The organism is Stakelama marina (genome assembly GCF_018122655.1).
GTDB lineage: Bacteria > Pseudomonadota > Alphaproteobacteria > Sphingomonadales > Sphingomonadaceae > Sphingomonas > Sphingomonas marina.
Window position 1 is genome coordinate 1,128,025 of the sequence record NZ_JAGRQC010000001.1, and the last position, 23,049, is coordinate 1,151,073.

Sequence of the window (23,049 nt, forward strand, 5' to 3'; positions counted from 1 at the left end):
CCCTCACGCCACCAGGCCGCGCTGGATGAACTCGACACCGAGCAGCGCGACATAGGCAACGCCCAGCGCCGCCAGACCGCCATAGAAGATGCGCATCCTGCGGCGCCGAAGCGCGGTCTGCGCCGCTGTCACGACCTCACCGATCGAACCGATCACCGGCATCCCGCTGGCGCGTTCGAGCTGTGGCACGGTGGCAAAGCGCGTCTGCAACTTGCTGAGGCCGAAGGCGACACCGACACCGCCGGCCAGCCCCATGATAAGCACAGCGGTAAGCAGCAGCGGCCGGTTGGGCGCGGTCGGCGCGGTCGGCGCGGTCGGCGGGTCGATGACCGAGAATTTCACGGCATCGGTCTGGTCCTGAACCTGCGCCTGCAGTTTCACCTGCTCGCGGTCGGCAAGCAGCTTGTCATACTGGTCCTTGAGCACCTGATAATTGCGTTCGATGTCCGCCTGTTCGGCGGCGACCGCCGGATCGTCGTTCATCTTGGTCTGCAACTGCTGCAGATCGGATTCGAGCTGGTTCTTGCGTTGCTGCAGCGATGCGACGGTCGAAGCCTTGTCGGTCTGCATCGACTGAAGCTGAAGGAACAGCGGATTGGTCGCGCCGCCGGCAACGACATTCGGCTCCTTCTTCGCCGCCGCCTCCGCATCGGCAAGCTGCTGTTTCAGCGCGATCACATCGGGATGGCTGTCGGTCCAGCCACGCGCGCGGGCATCGGCAAGCTGCCCCTTGATCGCCGCGACACGGGCATGCGCAGGGCCGGCGGTGGCCGTGCCGGGGCTGGTGCGCGGCGTCGCCGCCATCTGCGAATTGACCGCATTGAGGCTGCTTTGCGCGGCGGCAAGGTCGGAATTGACCTGCGCCAGCTCGGTGCGCGCAGCCGATATGCGGTCGTTGAGCGACCCCGTGCCGGGCAACGCTGCCAGATAGCGGTTCCGGAAGTCGGCGCGCTTCGCCTCGGCATCCTGAAGCTGCTTCTGGCGCTGGGCGAGCTGCTGGTTGAGGAACTGGAGCGACTGGTTGGTTTCGTCGCGGCTGCTGGCGAGATTGTCCTCGACGAAGATGTCGATCAGCTTCTGAACGATCTGCTGCGACAGCCTGGCGCTTTCGGCATCCGACCCGCCGGCGACCGTCGCCGAAATCTGGAACAGATTATCCTGCTGCGCGGTCAGCTTTATCATGTTCTGAAGCGACGCGACCTTCGCGGCGACATCGCGGTCGTTGGCGACCGAATTGGCGAGATCGGTACCGCGCACGACCTTTTCGAGATTGACCGCAGAGGTCAGCGTCTGGCGCACGCGGTCGATCTGCTTCGACTGCTCGACCGAACTCATCCCGCTGGTCTGACCGGGCAGGATGTCGCGCACCTGCACCGATACGCGCGCGGTCGAGGTATATTGGTTGGGGATCTGCGACACGACCAGCCAGCCGGCGAGGCACAGTGCCCACGCTACCGCCAGCGCGATCCAGCGGCGTGACCAGACGGCATGAAGCGCCGCGCGGATTTCGTTGTAGAGCCCGTCCACGTCAGAACATGCTTTCCGGAATGATGATCACATCGCCCGGCGCCAGCCGGACATTCGCGCTGACATCGCCGTCCTTCAGCAGGCTGTTGAGCCGGATGTGGTATTCCTTCTGCTTGCCGGTGTCGGGATCGAAGCGCACGAGGCGGGCACGATTGCCCGCGGCATATTGGTTCAGCCCGCCAACCGCGATCATCGCATCGAGGAGCGTCATGTTCGCGCGGTACGGGATCGATGCCGGCTTTTCGGTCGCGCCGACGATGCGGATCTGCTGGCTGAACGTGCCGGAGAAATTCTCGACAATGACCGAGACGATGGGATCGTTGATATATTCGCTGAGCGCCAGCTTCATGTCGCTGGCCAGCATTTCGGGGGTCTTGCCGACCGCGGGCATGTCGCTGACCAGCGGCGTGGTGATGCGCCCGTCGGGGCGAACCTGTACCTGCGCCGAAAGTTCGGGATTGCGCCAGACGAAGATGTTGAGCTTGTCGAGCGGGCCGATGATGTAATGCTCGCTGGGCGCCTGGCTTCCGGCGACGAAACTCGCCGGCGGCAGTTCGGGACGGCTTCCGCCCATACAGCCGGTGAGTAGCAGCGCAGCAGCCACAGGGGCCGCCACCAGCTTACCGAAAGACACCAATCGCATCGTCGTCCAACTCCCCGCTCTGGCGCGCCGATGCCGGTGACGTCACTCCGGCAAGGCGCGCAGGATCGACGATGCTATGGGATGGAGAGGTTAAATTAGCGTTAGGTCTGCCCGGAATTGGCCAGCAACTCCGCGGGCTTGGGGTGGCCGAGAAAGACCGTGGGACTTGCCGTCAGGCCGTAAGCTCCGGCGAGGAATATCGCGGCGACGTCACCGACATCCGCCCGCGGCAGCGCGACTCGATCCGCCAGCCGGTCGAGCGGCGTGCAGAGGCAACCGACCACGGACACCGTTTCCTGCGCCTCTTCCGCCATTTTCGCGGCAATCGCAGCGGGATAGTTGCGGCGAACGACGGTGCCGAAATTGCCGCTGGCGGCAAGCTGGTGATGCAGCCCGCCATCGACGACGAGAAAGACCTCGCCCCTGCTCTCCTTCCGGTCGACGATCCGCGTCAGATAGACGCCGCTTTCGCCGACCAGCCAGCGGCCGAGTTCGATAGCGAACTCGCTGGTGCGCAGAATATCGGGTGCCGCATCGAGCCGCTCGCCGAGGGCCGCGCCGATCCTTTCGACGTCGATCGGCGTGTCGCCGGGAAAATAGGGAATCCCGAACCCGCCGCCCAGATTGACGAGCGGCGGCGTGCGCCCGGCCGCTTCGGCCAGCCGCGCGGCAAGCGCGACGGTGGCTGCCTGCGTTTCGGCAATCGCATCGCTGTCGAGCGCCTGCGAACCGGCGAAGATATGAAAGCCGCGCCAATCCGCACCGGCTTCGCACAAGCGCTGGACGAGTGCGGGTACATGCTCGGCATCGACGCCGAAGGGCGATGCGCGGCCACCCATCTTCATCCCCGATCCGCGCAGGTCGAAATCGGGATTGACGCGCACCGCCAGACGCGGTGTGACGCCAAGCCGCTCGCCGATCGCAAGCGCACGGTCGGCCTCGCCCTCCGACTCGAGATTGATGGTCACGCCGGCGGTGATCGCCGCTTCGAGTTCGGCATCGCGCTTGCCGGGGCCGGCAAAGCTGATCGCACCGGGCTGCTTGCGCTTGAGCGCAAGGTCCATCTCGCCCGCCGACGCGACATCAAGCCCGCCGACCAGCGGCGCAATCGCCTGAACGAGCGGCGGAAAGGGATTGGCCTTGATCGCATAATGGACGCCGACCCGGCCCGGCAGCGCGTTGAGGAGCCGCGCTATCCGCGCCTCGACCACGCTCATGTCGTAGACGAATACGGGCGTGTCGCCGGCGAGATCGAGCCAGTGCGAAAAATCGCGGCCGCCGATCGTCAGCCGCTCGTCGCCGGCAAACTCCGGCGGAATTGGTCCCATCGGCTTCATGGCGTCAATTCCCTGCGCAGCGCCGCACGGTCGAGCTTGCCGTTGGGATTGCGCGGCAAGGCGTCGCGCCAGACATAATAAGCGGGTTGCATGAAGCTCGGCAGATCGCGGCGCAGCCGCTGGCGAAGCGCCACCTCCGCCGCCTGCGGATCGGCGGCGCGCGCGACGACCGTGATCGCCTGTCCCAGCCGATCGTCGGGAACGCCGAACGCCGCCGCCTCGGACACCTCGCCACCGACGAGCACCGCGTCCTCGACCTCGGTGGGGCTGATGCGGTTTCCCGCGCTCTTTATCATTTCGTCGTCGCGCCCGACGAACCGCAACAGGCCATCCTCGCCTTCGATCACCGTGTCCCCCGACCACACCGCCATGCCGGAGCTTTTGGCATGGCGCGGCGCGGGACGGAAGCGCTGCGCCGTGCGTTCCGGGTCGCGCCAATAGCCCTGCGCGACGAGCGGACCGGCATGGACCAGTTCTCCCGCCTCGCCTGCGTCTGCGCGGCTGCCGTCCGGGCGCAGCACCATGACCTCGGCAAAGGGAACCGCCTTGCCCATCGCATCGGGATGGTCGTCGATCAGCGCAGGATCGAGCCAAGTCGAACGGAACGCCTCGGTAAGTCCGTACATCGCGTAGAGGTCGGCAGCCGGAAAGCGCTCGCGAAGGCCGCGCACCAGCCGCGGCGTCAGCGCACCGCCCGAATTGGTCAGCCGCGTGAGTTTCGCCGCTACCTCCTCAGGCCATTCGCTTTCGAGAATCTGGACCCATAGCGGAGGCACACCCGCGATCGTCGTCGCATCGTGGCGATCGACCGCCTTCACCACATCGCGCGCGGTCAGATAGTCGAGCGGAACGACGCGCGCGCCCGCTGCCCAGGTCGAAAAAAGCTGATTCTGACCGTAATCAAAGCTGAGCGGCAGGACCCCGAGCACACGGTCGGCAGGCTGAAGCTTCAGATAATGGGCGACCGAGATCGCGCCGAGCCAGAGATTGGCGTGGCTGAGCATCACGCCCTTGGGCCTGCCGGTCGAACCCGACGTGTACAGGATGGCCGCCAGCGTATCGGACCCAGCGTTCGACGGCGGCATGGCGTCAGTCGCCTCGAGCTCGGTTTCGAGCACTGCGCGGCATTCACGCGGCACATCATCGGATTCGAGCGATTGCAGGCGGGCCTGCTGCGACACGAGCAACTCCGCGCCGCTATCGGCGAGGATGTATGCGACCTGCGCGCGCTTCAGCACGGGATTGATGGGCACATGGACCAAACCGGCGCGCGGTGCCGCTAGCGGCAACAGGCAGGCTGTCCGTGTTTTCGGAAGCCAGCTCGCAACACGCGCGCCCTCGCCCAGCCCCAGCCGGTCCAGTGCAGCGGCAAGTCGCCCGACCGCCGCTTCCAGGCCGGCATAGTCGAGCTGACCGTGCCTGTCCTCGAGCGCAACCGCGCCCGCGGCGCCGCGCGACGGCAGGCTGTCGATGGGATATGGCGTCGGATCGGGCGCAATCATGCGCGCCTTGATAGCCGTCCCACAGCGGCTCACAAGTCCGCGTGCGACGGCACTGCTCTTGGCAGCACAGCCGCCCGGCTGTAACGCGTCGCGCATTGGCAATGGTCGCGACAGGGGAAGGCTTTGCGTCCGGAAGGCACGATCGAGGTAGAAGAGACGCTTCGCGCGACGCTGCGCGACGTGCTGGGGCTGTCGCCCGAGCGGGTGGCCGCGTTCGACGCGGCGACACCGCTGTTCGGCGCGCTTCCGGAACTCGATTCGATGGCGGTCGCCGGGCTGCTGACCGAACTCGAGGACCGCCTCGGCATCCTGATCGAGGATGACGATATCGACGGCGAGACGCTGGAGACCTTCGGCGCGCTCACCCGCTTCGCCACGGACAAGGCGTTACAGTGATCGACCATTACGACTGGCCCGGCGGGCGCGAGGCGATGTTGCGCTTCGGACCTGCCGACGGCCCGGTCGTCGTCATGCTCCTCCCGCTGTTCGAGGAAGCCAACCGGACGAGATGTTTCGCGGTCACGCTGCTCCGCTTGCTGGCGGCGCGAGGAATCGGCGGCATGCTTCCCGATCTGCCCGGTCAGGGCGAGAGCGAAATTTCGGTTGAAGATACGTCGCTATCGTTCTGGAACGATGCAGTTTCGTCAGCTTGCGAAGCCGCCGGACAAGATCGTTATCTTGCCACGGTCCGATCCGGCGCGCTGCTGGATGGAGAGCCAGTCGCAAAGGGGTGCTGGCGCTTTGCACCGCAGCAGGGCGATCAGTTGCTTCACGAACTCGGCCGCACCGCCCGGGTCGCCGCGGCGGAGGGCGGTCAGCCGATCGATCTGAACGACATCGACCTGCCCGGTCCGCCAATGGAGATTGCGGGCAACCGGCTGCCGCGCGCGATGCTGCGCGATATTCGGCTGGCGCGCATCGGCGGGCCGGCGCCGACGCGCACGGTTCGGCTGGCGAGCGATCCACAGCCCGCGGACCGCCATGTCGAGGGCACCCCGCTCTGGCGCCGCGCTGAACCGGATAATGATGCGGCACTGGCAGCGCTGCTCGCGACCGATCTCGCGGACTGGGTGCAGTCATGCGAAGGCTGATCGATTTCGACTGCGAAGGCGAAACGCTGATCGGTTCGCTCGACGAGGCCGATGGCGAAACCGGCCTGCTGATCGTCTCGGGTGGAAATGAAGTGCGGATGGGCGCGCATCGCGGAATGGCTGAACTGGCGCGGAGCATTGCCGGCGAAGGCCATCCGGTGTTCCGGTTCGACCCGCGCGGCGTTGGCGATTCGACCGGAACCAATGGCGGATTCCGACAGCGCCGCGATGATATTGCCGCTGCGCTCTCAACGTTTCGAAAGCATGTTCCGCATCTTCGTCAGATAGTTGCGATGGGAAATTGCGATGCAGCATCAGCATTGGTGCTATTCCAGAACGGCCTCGGCTCTGACGGACTGGTCCTGACCAACCCCTGGCTTGAAGATGCCGCCGGTCCGGACGATGCGCTTCCCGCCGCGGCGGCGATCAGGGCGCGCTACGCAGCCCGCCTTCGCGATCCGCGGCAATGGCTGCGGCTTGCACGCGGCGGCGTCAATATCGGACAGCTTTACAATGGCCTTGCGAAGCTTGTTCGCAGCAGGCTTGAACAAATGCCTGCGTTGGTCAGCGAGATCGAACAGGCAATCGCCAACGCGGACTGCCCGATAACGATCCTGCTCGCTGAACGCGACAATACCGCCATCGCGTTCGCCGATGCGTGGAAAACCGCTCCGCCGGCCGCCCGGAGCAGCGTCACGCTTCATTGCTGCGATACGGGCAGCCACAGCTTCGCCCATGCAAGCGACAAGCTGTGGCTCCGCGATCGCGTGCTGGAGGCGCTCCGAAACGCGGCCTGAGCCGCGCCGTAGTTACGCGCCGTAGTTACTCGGCGGCTTCGGCCACGCCTTCGAATTCGGCCTCGGCAAGGAAGCGCTCGGCATCAAGCGCTGCCATGCAGCCTGTCCCAGCCGCGGTCACCGCCTGACGATAGACCTTGTCCATCACGTCGCCGCACGCAAAGACGCCCGGCACGCTGGTGCGCGTGCTGCCCGTTTCGACCTTGATATAGCTGTCATCATCGAGGTCGAGATGACCGCGAAACAATTCGGTCGCCGGATGATGGCCGATCGCGACGAAGCCGCCCTCTACCTCAAGCGTCGAGAGTTCGCCCGTCACTGTGTCCTTGAGCTCAAGCGCGACCAGCCCTTCGGGCGTGCCGCCGCCGACGAAACGCTCGACCGTCTTGTTCCACAAAACGCTGATACGCTCGTTCTTGAACAGACGCTCCTGCAGGATCTTTTCGGCGCGGAGCGAATCGCGGCGATGGATCAGCGTCACGTCGGGCGAGTGGTTGGTCAGGTACAACGCCTCTTCGACCGCGGTATTGCCGCCGCCGATCACTGCGACCTTCTTGCCGCGATAGAAGAAGCCGTCGCAGGTCGCGCAGGCGGATACGCCCTTGCCCTTCATCGCCTCTTCGCTTTCGAGGCCGAGCCATTTGGCCTGCGCACCCGTCGCGATGACAAGCACATCGCCTTCATAGACGTCACCGCCGTCGCCGGTCAGCCGGAAGGGACGCTGCGAAAGATCGACATCGACGATCGTGTCGTAGATCAGCTTCGTGCCGACATGTTCGGCCTGCGCCTGCATCTCCTCCATCAGCCACGGCCCCTGGATGACATCGCGAAAGCCGGGATAATTTTCGACATCGGTCGTCGTCATCAACTGCCCGCCGGGCTGGATTCCCTGGACGAGGATCGGCTGCATTCCCGCGCGCGCGCCGTAAATGGCAGCGGACAGACCGGCAGGGCCGGAACCGAGAATGAGCATGCGGGTCTTGTGCGTGGCGGTCATGGAATCTCTTCGTTGATGTTCGGGGTCGATCCAGCGATTAGGCGCTGATCGCCTCGGCTTCAACTCGGGAGCTTTGCGCAAAATCCACGCTGCGGAAAAAATACCGCGTTCAAAGCGGGTTTCAGTGCAACGATCCGGCCGCTGCCGCATTTTCCCTACGGGAACCCTTCAGGAGATGCTGCCATGGCCGAGCGCGACGACGTAACCATCAAGGATTATAAGGGCGCCGCCGGCGGATGGGGTTCGATGGAGGGCATGGCGCATGTCCTGCCCGAGGAGAAAATCGGCCCGGACACGCTCGACGCGCTGCGCCGACAGAACAAGCCCGGAGGCGTGATGTGCGTCAGCTGTGCCTGGGGAAAGCCGGCCAAGCCGCATATCGCCGAATTCTGTGAAAACGGCGCGAAGGCGACTGCGTGGGAACTGACGACGCTGCGCAACACGCCCGAATTTTTCGAACAGCACACGGTGAGCGAGCTTCAGGGCTGGCGCGACCACGACCTCGAACAGGCTGGCCGCCTTACCCACCCGATGAAATATGACGCCGCGACCGACAAATATGTCGCGGTAAGCTGGGCCGAGGCGTTCGATGCGATCGGCGCGAAGCTGAACAAGGTCGATGCGAAAAAGGTCGTATTCTACGCATCGGGCCGGGCGAGCCTCGAGACCAGCTACATGTATTCGCTGTTCTGCCGCCTCTACGGCTCGCACAACCTGCCCGACAGTTCGAACATGTGCCACGAAACGACCTCGGTCGGCCTGAAGAACGCCACCGGATCGCCGGTCGCGACGATCCAGATGGAAGATTACGAACATTGCGACGCGATCTTCTGCTGGGGGCAAAATGTCGGCACCAATAGTCCGCGCATGCTCCACACGCTAAAAGCGGCGCGCAAGCGCGGCGTCGAGATCGTCGTGTTCAATCCCTTGCGTGAGCGTGGCTGGGAAAAGTTCACCGATCCGCAAAATCCGTTGCAAATGGCGGGCGCGCCGGCGACGCAGATCGCGACGCAATATCACCAGGTCCGCGCCGGCGGCGACATTTCGGCGATCCTCGGCATCCTGAAGATCGCGATCGAGGAGGATACGAAAGCGCGCGCCAATGGCGGCGAGCCAATCCTCGACCATCACTTCATCGAGCAGCACACCGTACGGTTCGAGGAGGTCGCCGATTTCGCGCGCAAGGCAAGCTGGGACGACATCACGCGCGAAAGCGGCCTGACGCGCGAGGCGATCGAGGACGCAGCGCGCGTCTACCTGAAATCCAAGGCGCTGATCGCGGTCTATGGCATGGGCATCACCCAGCACCGCTATGGCATGGATTCGCTCTACATGGTGGTGAACCTGCTGTTGGCGCGCGGGCATATCGGGCGTCTGGGCGCCGGCCCCGGCCCGGTGCGCGGCCATTCGAACGTGCAGGGCCAGCGCACCGTCGGCATTACCGAAAAGCCCGAACTCGCGCCCAATGACCGGCTGAAGCAGCTTTATGAATTCGACCCGCCCGAATGGCAGGGCTGGGACACGGTCGAAAGCTGCCGCCACATCATCGACGGTACCTGCGACGGCTTCATCCAGCTGGGCGGGAATTTCCTGCGCGCGACCCCCGAGCATGAAAAGATGGTCAAGGGCTGGGAAAAGCTGCCGCTACAGGTCCATATCGCGACCAAGCTCAACAAATCCCACCTCCATCCGGGCGAGGAGTCCTGGTTGCTCCCCTGCCTCGGCCGCATGGAGCGCGACATGCAGGAGACCGGTCGGCAGGCTGTGTCGATGGAGGATTCGTTCAGCCACATTTATGGCTCGGTCGGCAAGGCGGAGCCGGCAAGCCCGCACCTGTTGTCGGAACCCGCGATCGTCGCCGGCATGGCGAAGGCGACACTGGAGCCCAATCCCAATGTACCGTGGGACGAGTGGGTCGGTGATTACGGACTCGTTCGAACCGCGATCGAGAACACCTATCCCGACAAGTTCGCCAATTTCAACGAACGGCTGTGGCAGCCGGGTGGCTTCTGGAAGGGCAACCCCGCCGCGCACCGCAAATGGCAGACCGAAAGCGGCAAGGCCGAATTCAACGTGCCGCGCGCACTGAACGCCAGCGGTTTTGCCGACAAGGACGGGCGCTTCGCGCTCGTCACGCTACGCTCGAACGATCAGTTCAACACTACCGTCTATGGCTATCACGACCGTTTCCGCGGCATTCACGGCACGCGCGAGGTGGTGATGATGAACAAGGCCGACATGGAAAAGCTGGGCGTGGCCGAAGGCGACAAGGTGACGCTGGAAAGCGATGCCGATGACAATGTCGATCGCTCGGTCGGCAATCTGATGGTCGTTCCCTACAACATCCCCGAGGGATGTCTGGGCGGCTATTATCCCGAACTGAACGTGCTGATCCCGCTCGAACATCACGCGCTGGAAAGCCATGTGCCGGCGGGCAAGTCGGTGCCGGTGCGCGTGCGAACGGCGTGAGCCATATCGTCGGCGCGGTGCTTGCCGGCGGAAGCGCCAGGCGCTTCGGCTCGGACAAGGCACTCGCGCTGGTGAATGGAAAGCCGCTGATCGAACATGCCGCCGACGCCCTGCGGCGACATGCCGACAGCGTCATCATCGTCGGCCGCGAATATCCCGGGGCGGAATGCGTGCCCGATCTTCCGCGACCGGGACAGGGGCCGCTGGGCGGAATATGCGGTGCCCTCATGCACGCCTCCGCGACCGGTGCTCAGTCGGTGATGACCGTGCCGTGCGACGTCCCCTTCCCGCCCGAATCGCTGTTCGAGGCGCTCGCACAGCCGTCATGCTGGTGCGAAGACCATCCGGTATTCGGCCATTGGCGCACCGGCATCGCCGAACGCCTGTTCGAATGGATGACCTTTCGCGAGGAACGCTCGGTACGGGCATTTGCGGTCGAAGCTGGAGCATCGCCGATCCGCTCGCCCAAGCCTATACGCGACGTCGATACGCCCGAGGACATGGAGCAATTGTGACGACCAGCCGGGAAGAAACGGTCCGCAGCCTGAGCCGCGACGCAACCGAAGCAGGACAGCGTGCCATCGCCGTCGAAGCGCCGGTCGCGGTGGAGTTCAACGGCATCGGCTATGCCGTGATGATGATGACGCCGGCCGACCTGCCCGCGTTCGCGCTGGGCTTTGCGCTGACCGAACGGATCGCTGCGACACCCGATGACGTGATCGACATCGATGTGGCCGACGTGCCCGCGGGCATCGTCCTGCGCGTCACCGTATCACCCGATGCGGCAAAACGGATCGGCGAGCGCGTCCGCCACCGCACCAGCGACACCGGATGCGGGCTATGCGGGATCGCCAGCCTCGAAAGCCTCGAGCGCCCCCTCCCGCGCCGGCCAAAGCCGATGGCGATCGACCGGCAGGCGATCTTCGTGGCGCTGGAAGCGATGCGCGCGCACCAGCCGCTCAACCGCGCGACCGGCGCCACGCATGCCGCGGCATGGGCCGGCGATGACGGCACGATCGCGGCGGCGGCAGAGGATGTCGGACGGCACAATGCGCTCGACAAGCTGATCGGGATGATCGGCGGCAGCGCGCCCGGACCGGGCTTTGGACTGGTGACGTCGCGGATCAGTTTCGAAATGGCGGACAAGGCGCTGGTCGCGCGAATGCCGCTGTTGGTGGGCATATCGGCGCCGACGACGATGGCGGTCGATCATGCGCGCGGCAACGGACTGGGCGTCGTCGCGCTTGCGCGCGGCGATTCGATGCTCGTCCTGCACGATCCCGCAGGCGCCGCAAGCGAGGTTATTGATACATCCAGCTGAGGATCGGGTGCATGAACGCCTCTACGGCGCCGCAAACCGCATGAAGCTGTTCCAGCGACTTCGCCGTTATCGCTCCGTGATTGAAAAGCTCGTCCGCCGCCACCGCAGCCGCGGCGCTGGCCAATAAAGCCGCTTTCATGGCCCCTTACCCACCAATCGACGCATCGCGCGCCTTTGGCCGGACATTATCCGCCATTGCGGTAAACAAATTGTGGATGGAAAAAATGGTAGCGGAGGAGGGACTTGAACCCCCGACACGCGGATTATGATTCCGCTGCTCTAACCAGCTGAGCTACTCCGCCACACCATCTGCGCCGGTGGGCAAGCCTGTCGGCGAGCCGGCGACATAGGGCCAGCCTCGCCATCGGTCAAGCGAACATATGCCGCGAAATCGCTTCCCATGGTCCGTCGCGATAATACCAGGTCGCCAGGCCGGCCACCGCAACGCTGCGCGCGCGGAAATCCGGCTCGAGACGCGCCAGCAATGCGCGAGCCATCTTCGCGTTGACCTTGTTCTGAATCGTGACGTGGGGCCGCCAGCCCGCGCTGTCCTGCGCGGTCAGCATCGGCGCGAACGCATCGGCGAGCCGGTCGCGAATATCTTCGAGCGCGGGTGATTCGATGCGATACGCCACGCCGCGGCCGAGATTGAGGATGCCGGCAAGCCGCGCGTGCGGGGCCACGACACCCCGCGTTTCGTCGTTCAGCCGCTGTTTGAGCTCAGGCAGCAGGCGGGGCGGCAGGTGGTGGAACATCGTCAGATGCGCTGACAGGAAATTGCGCTCCGGCGGGAAATGCTCGCGGCGCATCCGGTCGAAAAACGCCTGATCCTCGCCGCCGAACAGCGCCGACACGATGATCGGCGCGGGTTCGGTCAAATCTCCACCTGGCTACCCAGTTCGACGACGCGGTTGGTCGGCAGGCGGAAGAACTCCATCGCGCTTTCGGCGTTGCGCAGCATCCATGCGAAGATCTTTTCGCGCCAGATCATCATCCCCGGCCGCTCTGCCGGAAGCAGGGTCTGCCTTGCGAGGAAGAAGCTGGTGTCCATCATCTTGAACTCTTCGCCGCAGGTATGGACCTGCTTGAGCGCGGCGGGAACGTCGGCGTCCTGCATGAAGCCATAGCGGATCACCATGCGGTGGAAGCCCTGCCCCAGATCCTCCTGCTTGATGCGGTCGGTATCGGGCACGAAAGGCGCATCCGAAATCTTCACGGTCAACAGCACGACGCGCTCGTGCAGCACCTTGTTGTGCTTCAGATTGTGGAGCAGCGCGTGCGGCACGCCGTCGGGGCTGGAGGTCATGAAGACCGCCGTTCCCGGTACGCGCGACGCGGAATTCGCCGCCGACTGGATGAAGATCTTGATCGGCATCGCCGCCTCGCGCATCCGCTCGATCATCAGCTTGCGGCCCTTGGCCCAGGTCGTCAGCATCGTGAAGACGATGAAGCCGACGAGCAGCGGGAACCAGCCGCCATCGGGAATCTTGGTCGTGTTGGCCGCGAAATATGCGCCGTCGACGATGAAGAACAGCGTCAGCAGCGGGATCGCATAGCGCTTCTTCCAGCCCCACAGGCGGAACAGCACCACGCCCAGCAGGCAGGTGTCGATCAACATCGCACCGGTGACCGCGATGCCATAGGCCGAGGTCAGGTTCGACGAGGTCTGGAAGAACAGGACGAGCAGGATGACCATCGTCATCAGCAGCCAGTTGACCAGCGGAATGTAGATCTGGCCCGCGGTCGCGGCGCTCGTATGGTCGATACGCAGACGCGGAATGAAGCCGAGCTGTATCGCCTGCTGCGTGACCGAGAAGGCGCCCGAAATCACCGCCTGGCTCGCGATGATTGCGGCGGCGGTGGCGACGAGCACCAGCGGAAGCTGAAGATTGGCCGGCGCAAGCAGGTAGAAGGGGCTTTCAAGCGCGAGCACACCGTCGCGGATGAGGAGTGCCCCCTGCCCCATATAATTGCACATCAGCGCCGGCACGACGAACCACAGCCAGGAGATGCGGATCGGCTGACGACCGAAATGGCCCATATCGGCGTACAGCGCTTCAGCGCCGGTCACGGCGAGCACCACCGAGCCGAGGGCGAAAAACGCCTGGAGCGGGCTGATGAGGAAGAATTCGATCGCGTGATTGGGCAGCAGTGCCCACAGCACCCACGGCGTCTGCACGATGCTGATGATGCCGAGCACCGCGATGACACCAAAATACAGCAACATGATCGGGCCGAAGAACGCGCCGACGCGCGACGTACCGCCCTTTTGAATGGAGAACAGACCGATCAGGATCACGACCGCGATCGGCACGACGAGATTGCCGAACGCGGGCGCGGCCACGGCGAGCCCCTCTACCGCGCCGAGCACCGAAACGGCGGGCGTAATCATCGAGTCGCCATAGAACAGCGCGGTCGCGAAGACTCCGAGCAGGATGATCCCGCGCGTCCAGCGCTTGGACTTGGTGCGCCCCGACACAAGCGCGAGCAGCGCCAGGCTGCCGCCCTCGCCCTTGTTGTCGGCGCGCATGATGATGGTGACGTATTTAAGCGTCACGACGATCATCATCGACCAGAACATCAACGAGATGACGCCCATGATATGGGCGGTGTCGAGCGTCAGCTGGTGGTGACCGGCAAAGGTTTCGCGAAACGCGTAGAGCGGCGACGTACCGATGTCGCCGAACACGACGCCGATCGCCGCGACAGCGAGCTTCCAAAGCTTCTGTTCATGGCCATGGTGGCCAGCGGGGCGATCCGCCGGCTCCAGCGCCGCCCCGTCAAGGGCATCATCGTTGGAAGTCACAGGCCGGTGCTTCGCGCCTGGAGTAGTACGGAACGGGCCATTGCGACCTGCATACTCGCTTTCATTTCTCCGACCGGCGGCGCGGTAGCACGGGGGATGCGGTCTAGCAACATCATGGCCATCATGCCGCCCCGCTGCCGAACAGCGCATCGGCTTCGCTGCGCGTCGGCACCGAGCGCAGAACGAAGCTGGAGTTGATGGTGATGACCCCCGGCAAGCGACCGAGATGTTCGCGGTGGAGCCGCTCGTAATCGTCCAGATCGCGGCACAATATCTTGATCCGGTAATCCTGCGATCCGGAAACCAGCGCGCATTCAACGACGCCGTCTATCGCAGAAATCTCCTGCTCGAAGGCGGCGAGATCCTCTTCGACCTGCGTGCCCAGCGTGATGTCCACCAGCGCGGTCACGTGAAAGCCGAGCGCGCGACGGCCGAGCCGTGCGGCATAGCCCTTGATCCGCCCCGACGCCTCAAGCGCCTGAATCCGCCGCGTGCAGGCCGACTGCGAAAGTCCGGCAGCGGACGCAATCTGGCTGACGCTCGCGCGGGCGTCGGCAGCAAGCGTGGCCAAAATCGTCTTGTCTATCCGATCCATTGCATGATTTTACGATCTTATAGCCTACCTGTCGACATATCATGCACGATTGCCGAATTCAGCCGATGACTTTGCATAGAAGCAGCAGCCGATTCGGTGGTATGTCCGCGCAACCAAGCAAAATCGCATAGCCAAGGATCGGATCATGAAAGTCGGCGTCCCCAAGGAAATCAAGAATCACGAATATCGAGTCGGGCTGACGCCGCCGTCAGTCGCGGAACTGGTCGCAGCCGGGCATGAGGTCATTGTCGAGACCAGCGCAGGCGGCGGGATCGATTTCGAGGACCAGGATTATGTCGATGTCGGTGCGCGGATCGCGCCCGACGCCAAGTCCGTCTTCGCCGAAGCCGACATGATCGTGAAAGTGAAGGAGCCGCAGCCGAGCGAAATCGCGATGCTCGAGCCGCGCCATATCCTGTTCACCTATCTCCACCTCGCCGCCAGCCAGCCGCTGACCGAAGGCCTGCTGAAGTCGGGAGCGACGTGCATCGCCTATGAAACGGTGACCGGCGCGAAGGGCGGCCTGCCGCTGCTCAAGCCGATGTCGGAGGTCGCAGGCCGCATGTCGGTTCAGGTCGGCGCGCATTATCTGGAAAAGGAACAGGGCGGGCGCGGTGTTCTGCTGGGCGGCGTACCGGGCGTGGCGCCGGCACGGGTCGCGATCCTCGGCGGCGGCATTTCGGGCGTCAATGCCGCGCAGATGGCGGTCGGCATGCGCGCCGACGTGACGATCTACGACATCAACAACGAGCGGCTGGCCGAACTCGACATGTTCTTCTCGAGCCAGATCAAGACCGCCTACGCCTCGAAGGCCGCGGTCGAGGCCGCGGTGGCCAAGGCGCACCTCGTCATCGGCGCGGTGCTGGTGCCCGGTGCAGCAGCGCCCAAGCTGGTCACGCGCGACATGCTGAAGACGATGAAGCGCGGCAGCGTGCTCGTCGATATCGCGATCGACCAGGGCGGCTGTTTCGAAACGTCGACGCCGACGACGCATGACGACCCCGTGTATGAAATCGACGGCGTGACGCATTATTGCGTTGCCAACATGCCGGGCGCCGTCGCGCGCACCAGCGCCTTCGCGCTCAACAACGCGACGCTGCCCTTCGTGCTGAAGATCGCGAACATGGGCGCGGAAGACGCGATGCGCGCCGACCCGCACCTGGCGGCCGGCCTCAACACCTCCGACGGCAAGATCCGCTACAAGGCGGTCGCCGATGCGTTCGGCATGGAATATGAGGCCTGGAACGCCTGATCAATCTGCGGCGCGGGCGCTTCGGTGAAGAGTCCACGCCGTTCAGGCGGCCAGCGACAGGCGATTGCGGCCGGCATGTTTGGCATCGTACAACGCCGCATCGGCGCTGCGCAGAAGGTCGGCGCGTGAACTTTCCGGGCTAAGGCTTGCGACACCGGCGCTGACCGTCACGCAGATATCGCGGCCATTTTCGATCGTGGTGATCGCCGAGCCGAACTCGCCGCGAACGCGTTCGCATACGCGCGCCGCCGCCTCCAGCGACGCCCCACGGAGCAGGAGCCCGAATTCCTCGCCACCCAGCCGCGCCAGCAAATCGCCTTCGCGCGTCACCTGGTTCGCCACCTGCGCGAATTTCTGCAACACGCGGTCGCCCGCGTCGTGCCCATATTCGTCGTTGACGCGTTTGAAATGATCGATGTCGAACAGCGCCAGACAAGCCGGTCCGGCGACTTCTGCATCGATCAGCGCGTCGACCGCATCGTTGAAGGCACGGCGATTGGCCAGGCCGGTTAGCGGATCGGTGAGCGCTGCCTCCTTCAAGCGATGCTCGACATCCTTGCGGCGCGAAATATTGCGAATGACGCTGACGACGCCGGTCGGCTTGCCGTTCGAATCGATCAACCCGCGCGTGTTGGTTTCGAACCATTGATATTCGCCGGAGGCCGTGCGGCCGCGATATTCGACGCTGTGCGCGCGATCGGGCTCGGCCAGCGACAGAAAATGGCACTTGCGGACGGCATCGACGTCTTCGGGATGGACCAGCCCGCTCGCATAGGTCCCGGTCAGATCGTCTTCGTCATACCCTGCGAGCGCTTGGATCGACGGCGACACATAAAGGACGCGACCATCGACATCGAGATTGACGACGATATCGGTCGCATTGTCAGTGACGAGGCGATAGCGCGCCTCGCTCGTCTGGAGCTCCTCGAAAAGCTGCTTGCGATGTTTCAGATCGGCGGCGATCGGCAGCGTAATCAGTACGAGGACCGCCGTGTAGAACTGATAGAATTGGGCGTGGAACAGCGCACTGCCGACAATCAACGTCGCCGGCCCGCTGCCGGTCAGCGTAAACAGCCCGCCAAGAAGCGTGACCAGCAGCAGCGACATCGCCGCACCGAAACGACCGAACCGGAATGTCGCCACGATTACCGGCAGGATCGGCAGAAACAGCAGCGGCAGATCATCCTGTGCGAATACGAAGGTCGTCGTTACGGCAACGAAAATCATCAGCGCCAGCGCTTCGAACCGCATCCAGCCGCCCGAGCGCCGATACCATTGGCTGGTTTCGCCGCGCATGACGAGTATCGCGATCGGCAGGATCGTAATCGCCCCCAGGCCGTGGCCGGTCAGCCAGTTCAACCAGTTGGTCCAGTACGACGTCCCACTCGCCACCATCGATGCCTCCGCACCGGCGATGCCGGTTACCGCCGGCGCGATGAGACCGGCGAAAAGGATGAGCGCGGCAACCTGTGGCAGCGAATCGAGGCCCGCTCGCAACCGCGACCGATTCATGAGCCATGCCGCCAGCGCCGATTCGGCCATGTTGATTACGGAAAAGGCCGGCGCCGCGGCGACCCCAAACCCGAACAGCGCGGTCGCAAGCCAGCTTGCGATCGCGCAGGCAATCAGCGGCGGCCACCAGTTTTTCGGTTCGGTTTGGGTCAGATAGGCAACGAGAATCGGTGACGCGATCCAAAGACACGCGACACCGCCGCCGAAACGTGTCGAAACGATCGTCGCCGACGCGGCAATGAAATAGGTGACCGCAAGCAGCAGCAGGTCAGGAAACTTAGGCTGCCGAGGGGGAAGCGGAGACGCGGTGAACATCCCGGCACCCTAGGGCCAAAGGGTTAACACGCGCCTTAGGGGTTTCCGTTTTCGGCGGCGAGAAACTGATCGAGCAATTGCAGCCGCAGCCTCAACCCATCGCGGTATTTGGCGTCCTTCGGCGCAAGCTGCACGGCACGCTGCCAATAGGGCCGCGCCGCGGCAAATTCGCCTGCCCGAACAAGCGCCATGCCGTAAAAGAAGGGCGGACCCGGATGGCCTGGCGCCAGTTCGATCGCATGTTCGAACGCCATCCTGGCAGCCGGCGACACATAGCCATCGTCGTGCTCGGTATAGGCAAGGCCAAGTCCGGTCCACAACGCGATGTCGCGCGGCGAGTGGCGGATACCGCCCAGCACTACGCTGACCGCCGACCTGGTGCGCCCGGCACGGGCCAGCGCATCGGACGCGACCAGATAGGCGTTGGCAAAGGTGATATGTCCGAACATCTGGTGGCGAAGCTCGAGCAGCCCCTGATCGATCTCGCGAATCTCCGCCTCGCGCGATACCGGATGGCCGGGCAGCATCGGGCTTCCCTGCAACGCATATCCGGTCGCCCCCAGCATCACTGCCGCGCCGGCGAACATCCAAAGGGTGCGCGGCACGCCAAGCAGCCACAGCAACGCGACCGTGGCGATCCCGATTGCGGCGAGCATCACCCACCCCATCAGTTCCGCCCCCTTCGCTTCAGGCTGCGGCGAGCGAGGAGCAGGCCGAGCGCGACCAGCACGATCGGTGTCAGCCATAGCGGCGCCGTCAGCCAGTCGAACGGCGGGTCATAAGTCACATAGTCGCCATAACGGTCGATCAGCCATTGCCGGATTGCGTCGGGTTTCTCCCCCGCGGCGATCCGTCGGCGGACCAGCGCACGCATATCGCCCGCCATGTCGGCATCGCTGTCGGCGATCGATTGCCCCTGACAGACGAGACACCGCAACTCTTCCATCAGCGCCTTTGCCTGCGCTTCCTGACGCGGGTCGGAAAGCTGTGTATTGGCGTAGTCGACGGGCGGGCGCGACGTGTCGGCCAGCGCCGGCCCGGCCGCCACGAGCGCAACCGCGCACAATATCGCAAACCGGTTCATTTCGCGCGCTCCAGCGCAGCCATGATGTCGGGAATATCGTCGCGACGGATCGCGCCGATATGCTGCATCGCGATCTTGCCCTGCCCGTCGATCACGAAGGTTTCGGGCACGCCCGACGACCCGATTTCGAGCTGAACCTCGCCCTTCGCATCGTCGCCGATGCGGGCATAGGGGTCGCCATGCCGCGCCAGGAATTTACGCACATCGCCGGGTGTGTCCCGCACGGCGACCGCGTCGATCGCGACGCCGCGCCTTTTCAACTCCATCAGCTCGGGCGCCTCGGCGATGCAGGGAATGCACCACGTCGCGAAGACGTTGAGCAATCTCGGCCCACCCTCACGAAACCCCTGTGGAGACAGGCCGGGCTTGTTCGCGACCATCGGCTTCAACGTAAAGGCGGGAAGCGGCTTTCCGACCATGCGCGAATGGATCGTGCGGTCGCCGGGCTTGACGATTCCCGTCGCGACCACGACGAGCAATATCGCGAACAGCGCAAGCGGTAGCCAGATGAGGATGCGCGTCACCTTCATGTCCAGGCCTCCTCACCCCAGTCCGCTTCTTCGCGCGCCCGTTTTCGAGCACGGCGGGCGCTGCGGGTCTCGCGAAGCAGCCTGCCGAGCAGCGACAGCAGCCCGCCCAGCGCGATCAGTCCACCGCCCAGCCAGATGAGCGTGACGAACGGCTTCCACCACAACCGCAGCTGCCGCCGCCCCTGCCCGTCGGCATCACCCAGCGTCGTATAGAGCTGCCCGTCGAACACGGTCTTTATCGCGGCTTCGTTGGTGACGGTGGGCGGCGCGGAGAAGAACCGTTGTTGGGGCCCCATCGGGAACGGTGCACCGTCACCGCGCTGCGCCTCCAGCACGCCCTCGATCGCCGACCAGTTCTCACCTACCGCAGGTTTCAGGCCTTTCAGCGTTACGCTGTACGGCCCAACCTGCACAGCTTGCCCGACGCGAACGGCGACCAGCCGCTCTACGGTGAAGGCGCTGTCCGAAGCCATGCCCGCCAGGCTGACCGCGACGCCGAGATGCGCGACAACCATGCCATAGGTGAACAACGGTGTCCGGCGCAGGTCGCGCTTCCACAGCGGCGCCACGCTGGCCGCCGCAAGCCCCGCCGCCAGCCCGAGTCCGAGCGTCGGCAGGATGCCCGCCCGCGGTGCGAGCACGAAGATTCCTGCAATCGCCAGCGCGGCGATCGCAATCGGCACGGTCAGCCGGTTGAACACCGCCTGCACCCGGTCGCGGCGCCAGCGGAGCAGCGGCCCGGCATATAGCAACGCCACGAGCACGAGCGCGAACGGCCCGACGGTCTTGTCGAAAAAGGGTTTGCCGACCGAAAGCTGTACCCCCATCGCCTGCGCGACGAGCGGATAGAGCGTGCCGATCAGCACGATGCCAAGCATCACCGACAGCAGCAGGTTGTTGGCGACCAGCCCGGCTTCCCGACTGACCAGCTCGAAGGTATTGCCCGCCCGGACGGTGCCGATCCGCCATCCGAAAAGCGCAAGCGCACCGCCGATATAGATCGCGAGCAGCGCGAGGATGAACGTGCCGCGCTCGGGATCGACGGCGAAGCTGTGAACGCTGGTCAGGATGCCGGAGCGGACGAGGAAGGTGCCGATCATCGACATCGAAAAGGCGACGACGGCGAGCATGATCGTCCAGGCGCGCAACCCGTCGCGTGTCGCCAGCACCGTTACCGAATGAAGCAGCGCGGTCGCCGCGAGCCACGGCATCAGCGACGCGTTTTCGACCGGGTCCCAGAACCACCAGCCGCCCCAGCCGAGCTCGTAATAGGCCCAGTAGCTGCCGGCCGTGATGCCGAGCGTCAGGAAAATCCAGGCACCCAGCACCCAGGGCCGCATCGCGCGGGCGAAGGCGGGGCCGACGTCGCGCATCACCAGCGCACCGACCGCGAAGGAAAAGGCCACCGAAAGCCCGACATAACCGAAATACAGCGTCGGCGGATGGAAGGCGAGGCCGGGGTCCTGCAACAGCGGGTTGAGCCCCTGCCCGTCCGCCGGCGGCGGCCAGATGCGTGCGAACGGATTGGAGGAGATCAGCAGAAAGGCGTAAAACCCCATCGCGATCAGCGCCTGCGCGCCCAATGTCGCCGTCAGCGTACGCGGCTCGAGGCGTTTTTCGAACAGCGCGACCGCGCCGCCCGCGATGCCCAATATGGTCACCCACAGCAGCATCGACCCTTCATGGTTTCCCCATGCGCCGGCGATCTTGTAGATCATCGGCTTCATCGAGTTGCTGTTTTCGGCGACCAGCAGCACCGACATGTCCGACCGCGTGAACACGGCGATCAGCAACAGCATTGCCAGCGCGGTCAGAACGCCCTGCGCGATCGCCACGGGGCGGATCGCCGCGCTCAGATCATCGCGGTCGAAGCGGATGCCGGTAACCGCAAGCGCCAGCTGAAGCAGCGCGAGCGCGGCGGCGATCCACAGCGCGGCAAGACCGGCCTCTGCGATCATTTGTCGAGCGATTTCGTCTTGTGCATCGCACCGGCGACCTGCGGCGGCATGTATCGCTCGTCATGCTTGGCGAGGATATTGTCGGCGACGAACCCGCCGCCGGGTGCCAGATGCCCTTCGGCAACGACGCCGCTGCCCTCACGGAAAAGATCAGGCAGGATACCGCGATAGACGACCGTAATCTGGTCGACATTGTCGGTAACGGCGAAGCGCGTGGTCACGCCATCCGACAATTTCGCGACCGATCCCGTCACCACCATGCCGCCCAGCCGGATATGCTTGTCGGTGGAAACATGGTCGCGCGCGAGGTCGCTCGGCGAATAGAAGAAGGATGCCTGGTCGCGAAGCGCCGACAGTGCGAGGACGGCAGCGCCCACAATCGCCGCGACCGCGAGCAGCCCGAGCGTCAAGCGCTGATGTTTCGCCTTCATCTGCGTCGCAGCTCCTCTGCCGCGCGCTCGGCGACCACCATCGAGCGCCAGCTCGCGAACGCGATAGCGGCGCCGGCAATGGCCGTCAGCACATAGGCCGCGGCAACAAAGGGCCAGGGGTTCATCCGCGCGCCATCCGGCGCATCCGCGCCTCGACCTTTTGCACGGCCAGCATGGTCCGCATCCGCATCAGCACGATACCGGTGAAAAACAGGGTGAAGCCAGCCATCGCATACCATAGCGGCCATAGCATCGACGCGTCGATCGTCGAACCGGTCAGGCCGATGCTTTGTCCCTGATGCAACGTGTTCCACCACACCACCGAATAATGGATGATCGGCAGAAGCACCGACCCCGCGATACCGAAAAGCGCCGGGATGCGCCCATCGCCGCCGCGCTCGGCATCGGCGCGGTTGAGCGCGAGATAGGCAAGATAGACGAAGAAGAGCAGCAACATCGACGTCAGCCGCCCGTCCCATTGCCACCAGGTTCCCCAGGTCGGCCGCCCCCAGATCGAACCGGTGACGAGACATAATGCGGTGAACAGGGCGCCGGGCACCGCAATTGCGCGCGCTGCCAGCGCAGCAAGCGGATGGCGCCAGACGAGATAGACAAAGCTCGCCGTGGCAAGCCCCGCCCAGCCGCCAAGGCCGAGCCAGGCGGCTGGGACATGAATATACATGATGCGAACGGTCTCGCCCTGCAGATAATCGGGCGGTGTCCGGGTGAGCCCGCCCCATGCCGCGAACAGCATCAGCGCGACGCCCGACCAGAAACAGACCGGCGTTGCGGGACGCGCGATCTTCAGAAAACGCGTTGGATTGGCTAGGGCGTGGATGCTCGGCACGTCGCTGGCTGGTTAGGCGAAATTATCGTGCATTT

23 protein-coding genes and 1 tRNA gene are annotated in these 23,049 nt (G+C 64.6%); 7 read left to right on the forward strand and 17 right to left on the reverse strand.

Translation table 11 applies throughout. The annotated features are described in order from the left end of the window. Positions 1-3 precede the first annotated feature (3 nt). The 4 genes from J7S20_RS05395 to J7S20_RS05410 form a co-directional block, all read right to left on the reverse strand. A complete protein-coding gene (locus J7S20_RS05395) occupies positions 4-1,527 on the reverse strand; it encodes an XrtA system polysaccharide chain length determinant (RefSeq protein ID WP_284053192.1) in 1,524 nt (507 codons plus the stop codon). Between the two features lies 1 nt (position 1,528). Then, positions 1,529-2,170, reverse strand: coding sequence for an XrtA/PEP-CTERM system exopolysaccharide export protein (locus tag J7S20_RS05400; RefSeq protein WP_284053193.1), 642 nt, complete (start codon positions 2,168-2,170; stop codon positions 1,529-1,531). A 101-nt stretch (positions 2,171-2,271) separates the two neighbouring features. Next, on the reverse strand, positions 2,272-3,507 hold the full coding sequence (locus tag J7S20_RS05405; protein WP_284053194.1) for a pyridoxal-dependent decarboxylase, exosortase A system-associated: 1,236 nt from the start codon (positions 3,505-3,507) through the stop codon (positions 2,272-2,274). Beyond that, on the reverse strand, positions 3,504-5,009 hold the full coding sequence (locus J7S20_RS05410; RefSeq protein WP_284053195.1) for an acyl-CoA ligase (AMP-forming), exosortase A system-associated: 1,506 nt from the start codon (positions 5,007-5,009) through the stop codon (positions 3,504-3,506). Before J7S20_RS05410 ends, J7S20_RS05405 begins: the two co-directional genes overlap by 4 nt. A gap of 123 nt (positions 5,010-5,132) precedes the next feature. Between J7S20_RS05410 and J7S20_RS05415 the strand changes: the two genes are divergently transcribed. The 3 genes from J7S20_RS05415 to J7S20_RS05425 are packed head-to-tail and all read left to right on the forward strand — an operon-like array spanning position 5,133 to position 6,897. After that, complete coding sequence (locus tag J7S20_RS05415; protein ID WP_284053196.1) at positions 5,133-5,405, forward strand: acyl carrier protein; 273 nt, start codon at positions 5,133-5,135, stop codon at positions 5,403-5,405. Continuing rightward, positions 5,402-6,100, forward strand: coding sequence for an alpha/beta hydrolase family protein (locus J7S20_RS05420; protein WP_284053197.1), 699 nt, complete (start codon positions 5,402-5,404; stop codon positions 6,098-6,100). Before J7S20_RS05415 ends, J7S20_RS05420 begins: the two co-directional genes overlap by 4 nt. Continuing rightward, on the forward strand, positions 6,088-6,897 hold the full coding sequence (locus J7S20_RS05425) for a hydrolase 1, exosortase A system-associated (RefSeq protein ID WP_284053198.1): 810 nt from the start codon (positions 6,088-6,090) through the stop codon (positions 6,895-6,897). Before J7S20_RS05420 ends, J7S20_RS05425 begins: the two co-directional genes overlap by 13 nt. Positions 6,898-6,922: 25 nt before the next feature. On the opposite strand, the gene trxB is transcribed toward J7S20_RS05425, so the two are convergent. Beyond that, positions 6,923-7,894, reverse strand: a complete 972-nt coding sequence (gene trxB, locus J7S20_RS05430; RefSeq protein ID WP_284053199.1) for a thioredoxin-disulfide reductase — start codon at positions 7,892-7,894, stop codon at positions 6,923-6,925. A 183-nt stretch (positions 7,895-8,077) separates the two neighbouring features. Between trxB and J7S20_RS05435 the strand changes: the two genes are divergently transcribed. Genes J7S20_RS05435 through fdhD form a run of 3 tightly spaced genes read left to right on the forward strand, consistent with a single transcriptional unit; the run spans position 8,078 to position 11,684 of the window. Beyond that, positions 8,078-10,363, forward strand: coding sequence for an FdhF/YdeP family oxidoreductase (locus J7S20_RS05435; protein ID WP_284053200.1), 2,286 nt, complete (start codon positions 8,078-8,080; stop codon positions 10,361-10,363). Beyond that, positions 10,360-10,878 carry a molybdenum cofactor guanylyltransferase gene (gene mobA / locus J7S20_RS05440; protein ID WP_284053201.1) on the forward strand — a complete coding sequence of 173 codons (519 nt, stop codon included), beginning with the start codon at positions 10,360-10,362 and terminating at the stop codon, positions 10,876-10,878. The genes J7S20_RS05435 and mobA overlap by 4 nt, the downstream gene beginning before the upstream one ends. Continuing rightward, complete coding sequence (gene fdhD, locus J7S20_RS05445) at positions 10,875-11,684, forward strand: formate dehydrogenase accessory sulfurtransferase FdhD (RefSeq protein ID WP_284053202.1); 810 nt, start codon at positions 10,875-10,877, stop codon at positions 11,682-11,684. Before mobA ends, fdhD begins: the two co-directional genes overlap by 4 nt. Positions 11,685-11,909: 225 nt before the next feature. Here fdhD and J7S20_RS05450 read toward each other — a convergent pair. The 4 genes from J7S20_RS05450 to J7S20_RS05465 form a co-directional block, all read right to left on the reverse strand. Beyond that, positions 11,910-11,986 (reverse strand) — tRNA-Met (locus J7S20_RS05450). 66 nt (positions 11,987-12,052) lie between these two features. Further along, on the reverse strand, positions 12,053-12,562 hold the full coding sequence (locus J7S20_RS05455) for a 2'-5' RNA ligase family protein (RefSeq protein ID WP_284053203.1): 510 nt from the start codon (positions 12,560-12,562) through the stop codon (positions 12,053-12,055). Next, positions 12,559-14,454: a potassium transporter Kup gene (locus J7S20_RS05460; RefSeq protein ID WP_284053405.1), complete on the reverse strand. Its 1,896-nt coding sequence runs from the start codon at positions 14,452-14,454 to the stop codon at positions 12,559-12,561. The genes J7S20_RS05455 and J7S20_RS05460 overlap by 4 nt, the downstream gene beginning before the upstream one ends. 157 nt (positions 14,455-14,611) lie before the next feature. Beyond that, a complete protein-coding gene (locus J7S20_RS05465) occupies positions 14,612-15,085 on the reverse strand; it encodes an Lrp/AsnC family transcriptional regulator (RefSeq protein ID WP_284053204.1) in 474 nt (157 codons plus the stop codon). A 145-nt stretch (positions 15,086-15,230) separates the two neighbouring features. On the opposite strand from J7S20_RS05465, the gene ald reads away from it, so the two are divergent. Continuing rightward, entirely contained in the window at positions 15,231-16,337 is a 1,107-nt protein-coding gene (ald, locus tag J7S20_RS05470; RefSeq protein ID WP_284053205.1) for an alanine dehydrogenase, read from the forward strand. Between the two features lie 42 nt (positions 16,338-16,379). Here the strand turns inward: ald and J7S20_RS05475 are convergent, their stop codons facing one another. The 8 genes from J7S20_RS05475 to ccmC are packed head-to-tail and all read right to left on the reverse strand — an operon-like array spanning position 16,380 to position 23,014. Beyond that, a complete protein-coding gene (locus J7S20_RS05475; RefSeq protein WP_284053206.1) occupies positions 16,380-18,164 on the reverse strand; it encodes a sensor domain-containing diguanylate cyclase in 1,785 nt (594 codons plus the stop codon). Positions 18,165-18,199: 35 nt separating this feature from the next. Continuing rightward, positions 18,200-18,832 (reverse strand): tetratricopeptide repeat protein, encoded by a 633-nt coding sequence (locus J7S20_RS05480; RefSeq protein ID WP_284053207.1) that lies wholly within the window; start codon positions 18,830-18,832, stop codon positions 18,200-18,202. Next, a complete protein-coding gene (locus J7S20_RS05485) occupies positions 18,832-19,248 on the reverse strand; it encodes a cytochrome c-type biogenesis protein (RefSeq protein WP_284053208.1) in 417 nt (138 codons plus the stop codon). Before J7S20_RS05485 ends, J7S20_RS05480 begins: the two co-directional genes overlap by 1 nt. Beyond that, positions 19,245-19,772: a DsbE family thiol:disulfide interchange protein gene (locus J7S20_RS05490; RefSeq protein WP_284053406.1), complete on the reverse strand. Its 528-nt coding sequence runs from the start codon at positions 19,770-19,772 to the stop codon at positions 19,245-19,247. The genes J7S20_RS05485 and J7S20_RS05490 overlap by 4 nt, the downstream gene beginning before the upstream one ends. A 2-nt stretch (positions 19,773-19,774) precedes the next feature. Continuing rightward, positions 19,775-21,736 carry a heme lyase CcmF/NrfE family subunit gene (locus J7S20_RS05495; protein ID WP_284053209.1) on the reverse strand — a complete coding sequence of 654 codons (1,962 nt, stop codon included), beginning with the start codon at positions 21,734-21,736 and terminating at the stop codon, positions 19,775-19,777. Next, on the reverse strand, positions 21,733-22,167 hold the full coding sequence (gene ccmE, locus J7S20_RS05500) for a cytochrome c maturation protein CcmE (protein WP_284053210.1): 435 nt from the start codon (positions 22,165-22,167) through the stop codon (positions 21,733-21,735). The genes J7S20_RS05495 and ccmE overlap by 4 nt, the downstream gene beginning before the upstream one ends. Continuing rightward, the gene (locus J7S20_RS05505; RefSeq protein ID WP_284053211.1) at positions 22,164-22,292 is read right to left on the reverse strand and encodes a hypothetical protein; all 129 of its coding nucleotides are present in this window, start codon (positions 22,290-22,292) and stop codon (positions 22,164-22,166) included. Before J7S20_RS05505 ends, ccmE begins: the two co-directional genes overlap by 4 nt. Further along, positions 22,289-23,014, reverse strand: a complete 726-nt coding sequence (gene ccmC / locus J7S20_RS05510; protein ID WP_284053212.1) for a heme ABC transporter permease CcmC — start codon at positions 23,012-23,014, stop codon at positions 22,289-22,291. The genes J7S20_RS05505 and ccmC overlap by 4 nt, the downstream gene beginning before the upstream one ends. Positions 23,015-23,049 lie beyond the last annotated feature (35 nt).